This window comes from Cellulomonas citrea (assembly GCF_009829685.1).
Classification (GTDB): Bacteria; Actinomycetota; Actinomycetes; order Actinomycetales; family Cellulomonadaceae; genus Cellulomonas; species Cellulomonas citrea.
This window is the reverse complement of the sequence record NZ_VWSD01000124.1, coordinates 1-8902: the sequence shown is the minus strand read 5'-3', so window position 1 is coordinate 8902 and position 8902 is coordinate 1. Positions and strand designations below refer to the sequence as shown.

At 72.9% G+C, this 8902-nt stretch carries 10 protein-coding genes and 1 pseudogene; 7 read left to right on the top strand and 4 right to left on the bottom strand.

Annotated features, from left to right (window positions below; translation table 11 throughout):
- Nucleotides 1–195 precede the first annotated feature (195 nt).
- The 4 genes from ftsE to smpB all read left to right on the top strand — a co-directional run bounded on the left by ftsE (nucleotide 196) and on the right by smpB (nucleotide 3751).
- Entirely contained in the window at nucleotides 196–885 is a 690-nt protein-coding gene (ftsE, locus tag F2B26_RS12425; protein WP_159809831.1) for a cell division ATP-binding protein FtsE, read from the top strand.
- Between the two features lie 12 nt (nucleotides 886–897).
- The gene (ftsX, locus tag F2B26_RS12420) at nucleotides 898–1812 is read left to right on the top strand and encodes a permease-like cell division protein FtsX (protein ID WP_159809829.1); all 915 of its coding nucleotides are present in this window, start codon (nucleotides 898–900) and stop codon (nucleotides 1810–1812) included.
- 4 nt (nucleotides 1813–1816) lie between these two features.
- Nucleotides 1817–3109 (top strand): M23 family metallopeptidase, encoded by a 1293-nt coding sequence (locus F2B26_RS12415; RefSeq protein WP_159809827.1) that lies wholly within the window; start codon nucleotides 1817–1819, stop codon nucleotides 3107–3109.
- Nucleotides 3110–3280: 171 nt separating this feature from the next.
- Nucleotides 3281–3751, top strand: a complete 471-nt coding sequence (gene smpB / locus F2B26_RS12410) for an SsrA-binding protein SmpB (RefSeq protein ID WP_159809825.1) — start codon at nucleotides 3281–3283, stop codon at nucleotides 3749–3751.
- 12 nt (nucleotides 3752–3763) lie between these two features.
- On the opposite strand, the gene F2B26_RS12405 is transcribed toward smpB, so the two are convergent.
- A complete protein-coding gene (locus F2B26_RS12405) occupies nucleotides 3764–3985 on the bottom strand; it encodes a helix-turn-helix domain-containing protein (protein ID WP_159809823.1) in 222 nt (73 codons plus the stop codon).
- Nucleotides 3982–4698, bottom strand: coding sequence for a hypothetical protein (locus tag F2B26_RS12400; RefSeq protein WP_159809821.1), 717 nt, complete (start codon nucleotides 4696–4698; stop codon nucleotides 3982–3984). The genes F2B26_RS12405 and F2B26_RS12400 overlap by 4 nt, the downstream gene beginning before the upstream one ends.
- A 134-nt stretch (nucleotides 4699–4832) precedes the next feature.
- Here F2B26_RS12400 and F2B26_RS12395 point away from each other — a divergent pair, with 134 nt between their 5' ends.
- Nucleotides 4833–5894 (top strand): ATP-dependent DNA ligase, encoded by a 1062-nt coding sequence (locus F2B26_RS12395; protein ID WP_159809819.1) that lies wholly within the window; start codon nucleotides 4833–4835, stop codon nucleotides 5892–5894.
- 36 nt (nucleotides 5895–5930) lie between these two features.
- On the opposite strand, the gene F2B26_RS12390 is transcribed toward F2B26_RS12395, so the two are convergent.
- Nucleotides 5931–6719, bottom strand: coding sequence for an ABC transporter permease (locus tag F2B26_RS12390; RefSeq protein WP_159809817.1), 789 nt, complete (start codon nucleotides 6717–6719; stop codon nucleotides 5931–5933).
- Entirely contained in the window at nucleotides 6716–7657 is a 942-nt protein-coding gene (locus tag F2B26_RS12385) for an ABC transporter ATP-binding protein (RefSeq protein WP_159809815.1), read from the bottom strand. The genes F2B26_RS12390 and F2B26_RS12385 overlap by 4 nt, the downstream gene beginning before the upstream one ends.
- A gap of 112 nt (nucleotides 7658–7769) precedes the next feature.
- On the opposite strand from F2B26_RS12385, the gene F2B26_RS12380 reads away from it, so the two are divergent.
- Both F2B26_RS12380 and F2B26_RS12375 read left to right on the top strand, forming a co-directional pair.
- Nucleotides 7770–8522: a TetR/AcrR family transcriptional regulator gene (locus tag F2B26_RS12380; RefSeq protein ID WP_159809813.1), complete on the top strand. Its 753-nt coding sequence runs from the start codon at nucleotides 7770–7772 to the stop codon at nucleotides 8520–8522.
- A 117-nt stretch (nucleotides 8523–8639) separates the two neighbouring features.
- Nucleotides 8640–8902 (top strand): annotated as a pseudogene (locus F2B26_RS12375) (hypothetical protein); the annotation flags it as partial.

The following is an 8902-nucleotide window of genomic DNA, read 5'->3' as shown; positions in this document are numbered from 1 at the left end:
GCCCGACCCGCGCGCCGGACGCCCGGCCGTGACGCCCGGACCACGCACCGGGACGAATCGGGCGCCGCGCGCACACCCGGCTCCCAGGCTTGGGGCCTGCGGCGTGTCCCCGGCCGCAGCGTCGCACCGCCTGCCTACCCTCGACGAGGCCCGTGCCCTGCGCGGGCGACCTCGTCGTCCACCGAAGGCAGGCCCGTGATCCGGTTCGAGAACGTCACCAAGGTCTACGCCCGGGGCGCCCGCCCCGCGCTGGACCAGGTGAGCCTGGACATCGACCGCGGGGAGTTCGTCTTCCTCGTCGGATCGTCCGGGTCCGGCAAGTCGACCTTCCTGCGGCTCGTCATGCGCGAGGAACGGGCGAGCGCCGGCAAGGTGTTCGTCGCCGGCAAGGAGATGGGGTCGCTGTCGAGCTGGAAGGTGCCCGTGATGCGCCGCCAGATCGGCGTGGTGTTCCAGGACTTCCGGCTGCTGCCCAACAAGACCGTCTTCGAGAACGTCGCGTTCGCGCTCCAGGTGATCGGCAAGCCGCGGCACCACATCCTCACCACGGTGCCCGAGGTGCTGGAGATGGTGGGCCTGGCCGGCAAGGACAAGCGGCGCCCGCACGAGCTGTCCGGCGGTGAGCAGCAGCGGGTCGCCATCGCCCGGGCCTTCGTCAACCGGCCGTCGATCCTGCTGGCCGATGAACCCACCGGCAACCTCGACCCGACGACCTCCCTGGGGATCATGCGCCTGCTCGACCGGATCAACCGCACCGGGACGACGGTCGTCATGGCCACCCACGACGACGAGATCGTCGACCAGATGCGCAAGCGCGTCATCGAGCTGGCGACCGGGGCGATGGTGCGCGACCAGTCGCACGGCGTCTACGGCTCGGACCGCTGAGGGGCCGCCGCCATGCGCATCCGCTTCGTGCTCGGCGAGATCGGTCAGGGTCTGCGTCGCAACCTGTCGATGACGGTCTCGGTCATCCTCGTCACCTTCGTCTCGTTGGCGTTCGTCGGGGTGGCCTCGCTGCTCCAGACGCAGATCGGCAAGATGAAGGGCGACTGGTACGACAAGGTCGAGGTCACGGTCTTCCTGTGCCCCACGGACTCGTCCGCCACCACGTGCGCCTCCGGCGCCGTCACCGATGCGCAGAGGGCCGACATCGAGAAGGCGCTCAAGGCGCCCGAGGTCGCCCCGCTCATCGAGAAGACCTACTTCGAGACGCAGGACGAGGCGTACGCCTCCTTCCAGAAGCGGTTCGCGGGCCAGTCGTTCGCCTCGGTGCTCACGGCCGCGGACATGAACTCCTCGTACCGGATCAAGCTCACCGACCCCACGAAGTACCAGGTGGTGGCCGATGTGGTGTCGGGGCTGCCGGGGGTGGAGGAGGTCCAGGACCAGCGCCAGCTGTTCGACCGGCTGTTCCTCGTGCTGGACCGCGCGACATTGCTGGCCGGGGGGCTCGCGGTGGTGATGCTGCTGGCCGCCGTGCTGCTCATCACCACGACGATCCGGCTGTCGGCGCTGTCCCGGCGCCGCGAGACCGGCATCATGCGGCTCGTCGGGGCGTCCAACTGGTTCATCCAGCTGCCGTTCGTGCTCGAGGGGGCGATCGCCGCCACCATCGGCGCGGCGCTGGCCGTCGGCGCGTTGTGGCTGGGCGTGAAGTACCTGGTCACCGACTGGCTCGGCCGTTCGCTCACCGGGGTGGCGTACGTGACCACCACCGATGTGCTGGCCGTGGCGCCGGTGCTCATCGCGATCGCCATCGCTCTGGCGGCGCTGTCCTCGTTGGTGACCGTGAGCCGTTACACGAAGGTCTGAGCCGATGCCCTCACCTCTCGCACGTACCCGCCGCGCGTTCGTCGCGGCCGTCGTGGCCGCCGTCACGCTGCTGGGTGCGGCCACCCCGGCCGGTGCCGACGACCTGGACAACCGGCGCAAGGCCACCCAGGACGCGATCAACGCCAACCAGCAGAAGCAGGCCCAGCTGCAGGACGCGGTCGAGGAGCTGCAGGGCTCGATCGCCGATGCGGGCGCCCAGCTCGTGCAGCTGCAGGGCCAGCTGCCGGCCGCGCAGCAGGCGGTGGACACGGCCACCGCCTCCTACCAGAGCGCGCAGCGCGAGGCCGACCTCATCGCGGCCCGGCTGGCGGACGCCGAGCAGCAGGAGACCCAGCTCACCGACACCATCGCGACGGACACGGCGAAGGCCGACCAGGTGCGGGCGACCATCGCCCAGATCGGCCGCGAGGCGTACCGCAACGGTGCCGATGTGAGCGGGTTGGCGGTGGTCCTGGCCGCCAAGAGCCCGGAGGACTTCGTCGAGGGCTACGCGCAGATGTCGGCGGCGCTGCGCTCGCAGACCCAGTCGCTGTCCAGCCTGCAGACGCTGGCCGCGCAGAACAAGGCCGCCCAGAACCGGTTGTCGGCCGTCAAGGACAAGATCACCGACCTCAAGGCCCAGGCCGATGCGAAGGTCGCCGAGGCGGCGACGGCCAAGAAGGCAGCCGCCGATGCGAAGGCCCAGCTCGACGCCCTCACCGCCCAGGTCAGCGCCCAGCAGACGTCGCTGGAGGCCCAGAAGGCCGACATCGAGGCCCAGCTCGCGGCGGCCGATGCGGCGTCCGACCAGCTGAAGAACGACCTGGCCGCGATCATCGCCCAGCAGCAGGCGGCCGGGAAGCCCGCGAGCGCCATCGTCTCCGGTGCGGTGTTCGGCAACCCGACGGTGCATGCCCCGATGGTCGTGACCAGCGAGTACGGCATGCGCTGGCAGCCCATCCTGCACATCTACCGGTTGCACGCGGGCCTGGACCTGCGCAGCTACTGCGGCGAAGAGGTCTACGCGGGGCGTGCCGGGACGGTCCAGTGGGCCATGTTCCGCTCCGGGTACGGCAACCAGGTGATGATCGACCACGGGTGGGTGAACGGGGCCTCGACCATGTCGAGCTACAGCCACCTCACCCGGGCCGTGGTCTCGGCGGGGCAGCAGGTGCAGGCCGGTCAGCTCGTCGGCTACGCAGGTGCGACGGGCGGCATCTCGACCGGATGCCACCTGCACTTCGAGGTCTACATCAACGGCAGCACCGTCAACCCGCGGCCGTACCTCGGCCTCTGAGCGTCGCGGGGCCGGCTGGAGGCGGCGGGCCGCTGCCGTCCGGCCGGGCGGGACGCAGGGAATGACCTGGGCTCGGCCGCTGCTTGCTGTGTAGGCTCGAAGGCCGGCCCGTGGGTGGCCGGTCACCGCAGCACGACGACACCAGCAGCGCGATCACAGGAGGGCAGTGCCATGGCGAAGCCGACGGGCCGGACCCTCGTCGCCGCCAACCGCAAGGCGCGCCACGACTACGTCATCGAGGACGTGTTCGAGGCGGGCATCGTGCTCATGGGCACCGAGGTGAAGGCGCTGCGTGCGGGGCGGGCCAGCCTCGTCGACGGCTGGTGCGAGATCGACGGCAACGAGGCGTGGCTGCACGGCATCCACATCCCCGAGTACGCGCAGGGCACGTGGACCAACCACGCGCCGCGGCGCAAGCGCAAGCTGCTGCTGCACCGCGACGAGATCGACCGGCTCGCCTCGAAGATCCACGACAAGGGGCAGACGATCGTCCCGCTGTCGCTGTACTTCCTGGACGGGCGCGCCAAGGTCGAGATCGCGCTCGCGCGCGGCAAGAAGGACTGGGACAAGCGCCAGGCGCTGCGCGAGCGGCAGGACAACCTCGAGTCCCAGCGCGCGATGCGCGAGCGCCGCGACCGGTAGGTCGGCAGTGCCTCAGCGTGGCCCGACCGTGAGCAGGTCGGCGGGCTGACAGCCGAGCGCGTCGCAGATCGCGACGAGCGTGCTGAACCGGATGGCCCGCGCCCGGTCGTTCTTCAGCACCGACAGGTTCGCCACGGTGATCCCGGTGAGCGCGGCGAGCTCGACGAGCGTCATCCGCCGCTCGTCGAGCAGCCCGGCCAGGTGGCAGGAGACCCGGCCGCTCTCGTCGGTCACACCAGCCCCTCGGTGTCGGCGGCGAGCCGGGCGCCGCGCCGGGTCGCCAGGGCCAGGACGAGCACGAGGGCGACGAAGGCCAGCGGCCACCAGGTCGGGTGCAGCGCCGGCACCAGCCACCCGGTCGGCAGCGGCAGCCCCGGGTCGGACGGGCCGGTGGACCACGACCGGACGTGGCCGAGCCGGTGCGCGGCGGCCACCGGTGGCAGCGCGGTGGCCAGGAGCCAGCCGAGGCCGAGCACTCCCGCAGCCGCGGCCAGCCGTGCGGCGTTGCCGGGGGCGAACGGGCGGGCCTGCGACCACGTGCGCACCACCGGGAGCAGCAGGAGCACCGCCAGGCCCACGGCGGCGAGCGCGGCCCACTGCGGTGCGGTGCCCAGCAACCTCTCGGTGAGGTCGCCGTCGCCGAGCAGCTGCCACTGGCTGGCGCCGGTCATGGTGACGGGCAGGGGTGTGCCGGGCGGCCAGGACGGCGCGTCGGCGGCCGGTTCGCACCGGCTCCCGTCGGGCAGGGTGACGTCCTTGAGGCAGGGGATGACCTGGGTGGACCAGCTGACTGCCGGGGCCGAGGGGCCGGCGGTCACCGGCAGGCTCGGGTCGGTGGCCCCGACCAGCGGAACCGCGACGGCGGCGAGCAGCAGCCCGGCGCCGAGGACGGTGCACGCCCCGACGAGGACCGCCGAGGTCATGCTGTGGCGTACACGTGTGCTCACGATGGGTCCTCCCTCTCGATCATCGATATGGTGGCATATCGGCAGTCGATATGCCGGAGATGAGGGGTGAGCCGCCGTCGGTTCCGGGGACGGCTGCGCAGGCGCGTCGGCGTCGCGCACCGGAGACTGGCGCGATGGACCTGCCGGTGCTGCCGCCGATCGACCCGATGCTGGCCAAGGTCGCCCCGGCCATCCCGCCGGGGCTGGTGTACGAGCCCAAGTGGGACGGCTTCCGTGCGCTGGTGTTCCGCGACGGCGACGAGGTGGAGATCGGCTCGCGCAGCACCAAACCGCTGCAGCGGTACTTCCCCGAGGTGCTCGAGGCCGTGCGCGCCGCGCTGCCACCCCGGTGCGTGGTCGACGGCGAGATCGTCGTCGCCTCCCAGGTGCACACCGGGCTGGACTTCGAGGCGCTGCTCGCCCGGGTGCACCCAGCGGCCTCCCGGGTGCGGGCGCTCGCGGTGGCGACGCCGGCGCTGCTCGTGGCGTTCGACCTGCTCGTGCTGGGGGACGAGGACCTGCGCGACGTCCCGTTCGCGCAGCGCCGGGCGCTCCTGGTCGAGGCCGTGCAGCCCGGGCGCGGGGTGCACGTCACACCCCAGACCGATGACGTGGCGCTGGCTCGGCGCTGGTTCGAGCAGTTCGAGGGTGCGGGCCTCGACGGCGTGGTGGCCAAGGACCCGTCGTCCGCCTACCAGCCGGGCAAGCGGGTGATGACGAAGATCAAGCACGAGCGCACGGCCGACTGCGTCGTCGCCGGCTACCGGCCGCACACCTCGGGGCCCGACGCCGTGGGCTCCCTGCTGCTCGGGCTGGTCACCGACGACGGGGTGCTCGCGTCGGTCGGCGTGGTGGGCGCGTTCCCGATGGCCCGCCGTCGCGAGCTCGCCGTCGAGCTGGCGCCGCTGGTCACGGACCTGTCCGAGCATCCGTGGGGTGACTCGGCCCAGGGTCGGACACCGCGTGAGGCCGAGCGCAGCCGCTGGGCGGCCGGCCGCGACCTGTCGTTCGTCCCGCTGCGTCCCGAGCGGGTGGTCGAGGTGGCGTACGACCACATGGAGGGCGACCGGTTCCGGCACACGACGCAGTTCCGCCGCTGGCGTCCCGACCGCGACTCGGCCTCGTGCACCTACGCCCAGCTGGCCGAACCCGTGAGCTACGACCTGGCGGACGTGCTCGGTGCCGGCCCGTCCTAGGACGAGCCGGCACCGAGCGCGCGCGGGCGGCCGGGCTCAGCCGCGCTTGCGCAGCGCCGCCCCGGCGCCGATCACCGAGGCCAGGCACCAGACGATCAGCACCACCCAGGAGCGCCCCGGGACGGTGAAGTCGTGCGGGGCCAGTCCTGCGCGGATCACCTGGGCCATGGGTTCGAGCGGCAGCCAGGCGTGCAGGTCCTGGGCCCAGCCGGGCATCCGGTCCGACGGGAAGCTGATCGGGGTGAACAGCAGCACGACGAACACGAGCACCTGCGACATGAGCTGGGCGACCATGGGGGACAGCAGCGAGGCCATGGCGTAGCCGACGGCGGCGGCGGTGAGCGAGACCAGCAGCGCGGCCGGCACCAGCCACCAGGTCGGGGCGAGGTCGACGTCGTACCGCACCGCACCGGCGACGATGCCGAGCACCAGCCCGGGCAGGGCGATGAGGGTCCACACGGTGAGGTCGGCGACCAGGAACAGGCTGCGGGGGACCGGCAGCGTGCGCAGCCAGTCGAGCGAGCCCTCGGTGCGGGACTGGGTGACCATCTGCGGGGTCATGACGAGGCCGACGGTGATGAGCGCGACCGTCGGCGCACCCGTGGCCAGGTAGAGCCCGGCGAGGTGGTCGGGGTGCCCGACGAGCAGCCCGTACCCGGCGATCGTGGCGACCGACAGCATGATCTGCACGAGGACGAGCAGCGGCAACGCCTGGGCGCTGCGCCGCAGCTGCCACTGGATGAGCAGCCCGGTCTGGGACCAGGAGTCGGCGAGCCGTCGGCTGCGCAGGCGCACCGGTGCGGGGGTCAGGGTGGCGGTGCTCATGCTGCGGTCTCCTCGGTGGTCTCGACCAGGTCGACGTAGACGTCCTCGAGGGACGCCGGGGCCAGCGCGTAGCGCTCGATGCGGCCGGCGGTCTGTTCGTCGGCGGCCCACTGCACGGTCGCGGCGGCGCGGTCGGCGGGGACGGTGGTCGTGGCGCGCAGGTGGCCGCGTTCGAGGACGGTGCTGCCGTCCGGCCAGTGCGGGGTGCGCCCGGGGACCAGGTCGACCTCGAGCGAGAGGGTGCCGCGCCGGTCTGCGGTGAGCTCGGCGGGGGTGCCGGCCGCGAGCACGGTGCCGCGGTCGAGCACGGCGAGGTGGTCGACGACGCGTTCGGCCTCGCGCACGTTGTGGGTGACGAGCAGCACGGCGGCCCCGTCGTCGGCCAGGGCCCGGATCTGCGCCCACAGCAGGCGGCGACGCACCGGGTCGACGTCGTTGGTGGGTTCGTCGAGCACGACGAGCCGGCCGGGGACGACGGCGGTCATCGCGAACGCGGTGAGCCGGGCGATGCCGCCGGAGACCTTCTCGGCGGGGGTGGCCGCCCACGGCCCCAGGTCGAGCGCGTCGAGCAGGTGCTCGGTGCGGGCGCGGACCTGCGGCGTCCGCCCGCCACGGATGCGGCCGACGAGCTCGACGGCCCGCCGCGGGGTGAGGCCGGTGATCGGCACGTTGGCCTGGGCCTGCACGCTGGCGAGGCGGCGCGCGGCGTCCGGGTCGGCGACCGCGTCGATGCCGGCGAGCCGGATGCTGCCGGCATCGGGGCGCAGCAGCCCGACGACCTGGTTGACCAGGGTCGACTTGCCGGCGCCGTTGTGGCCGAGCAGCCCGACCACCTGGCCGGCCCCGACGGTGAGGTCGATGCCCGCGTTGGCCTGGACCGCGGACGTGCCGCGCCCGAACGTCTTGTGCAGGCCGCGGACCTGCAGCACCTCGTCCATCGTGCTCCTTCGTCGTACCGAGCGGCTGATACTGCTGTGAACGAGATGAGAACGTACCCAGATACCAAGTGGTACGCAAGCCTGGATACCGCTCTGCATGTACGCTGGGGCCATGGCGCGCAAGAGCGGGGACGAGGAGCTCGGTGCGGCCGCCAAGGCCCTGGCCGAGGCGGTCACCGCGTTGAGCAAGGCCGTCGGTCAAGGCCTCACCGAGGCCAGCCAGGAGGTCGGCACGCAGCTCGCGTCCTCCCTGCGCGAGGTCTCGCGCGAGCTGGCCGACGCCTCGGTCGAGGTCGGGCGGCACGCGGGCGAGCAGCGTCGACGGGCCAAGGTCGAGCGCACCCGCGCGGCCCTGCTCGAGGCGGCCCGCACGGTCTTCGCACGTCAGGGGTACGAGGGCGCCAGCGTCGGCGACGTCGCCGCGGAGGCGGGCTTCACCAAGGGTGCGATCTACGCGAACTTCGGCGGCAAGGAGGAGCTGCTGCTGGAGATCGCCCGTGAGCTCGGCGAGGACGAGGCCGACTGGTACGCCGACCGTGCCGGCCAGGACCTGGCCGATGTGCTCGACCACGCGCACGACGACCCGGACCAGCTCATGCGCACCCTGCTCTCGCTGGAGATCTTCACCTACGCGGTGCGGCACGCCGAGTCGCGGCGCGTGCTCGCGCCGATCGTGGGCGGCAGCCTGCGGCAGGCCGCCGCGATGCTGCACGACGGTGACGGCGAGCCCAGCCAGGAGGAGCGGGACACCGCCATCGGGCTGCTCGCGGTGCACACCTACGTCTCGGTGCTGGCCCCGCTGCTCGGCGACCAGCTCGACGGCGTCGCCGACCGGCTCACGGCCCGGCTGCTTCCCCGGCCGTAGGGACCCGTCGCCGCGATCCACAGCGAACGCCCATGGGGCGTCCAGCGCTCGTCCGGGTCGGCGAGGTGACATGGCTCCTGTCGACGCCATCGGGGCGTGACGAGGGAGGCAGACGTCATGTCGGAGCAGCAGCCGCACACCGGCGAGCCGGGTGACCGGACCCCGTCCACCGCCGGCGGCCCCACGGGCGGCCCCGCGGGCTGGCCGGTCTTCATGGTGGCGTCGGACGGGACCGTCGAGCATCCGCCGGTGCCGACGGTGTGGGCGCCGCCGGGTGGTGGCCCGGGCGCGCCGCAGGCCCCGACCGTCGCCGTCGACCCGCGCCGGCGACGGGTGCGCCGGCCGGTGGTCGGCGGTGTCGCGGCTGCCGTGCTGGCCCT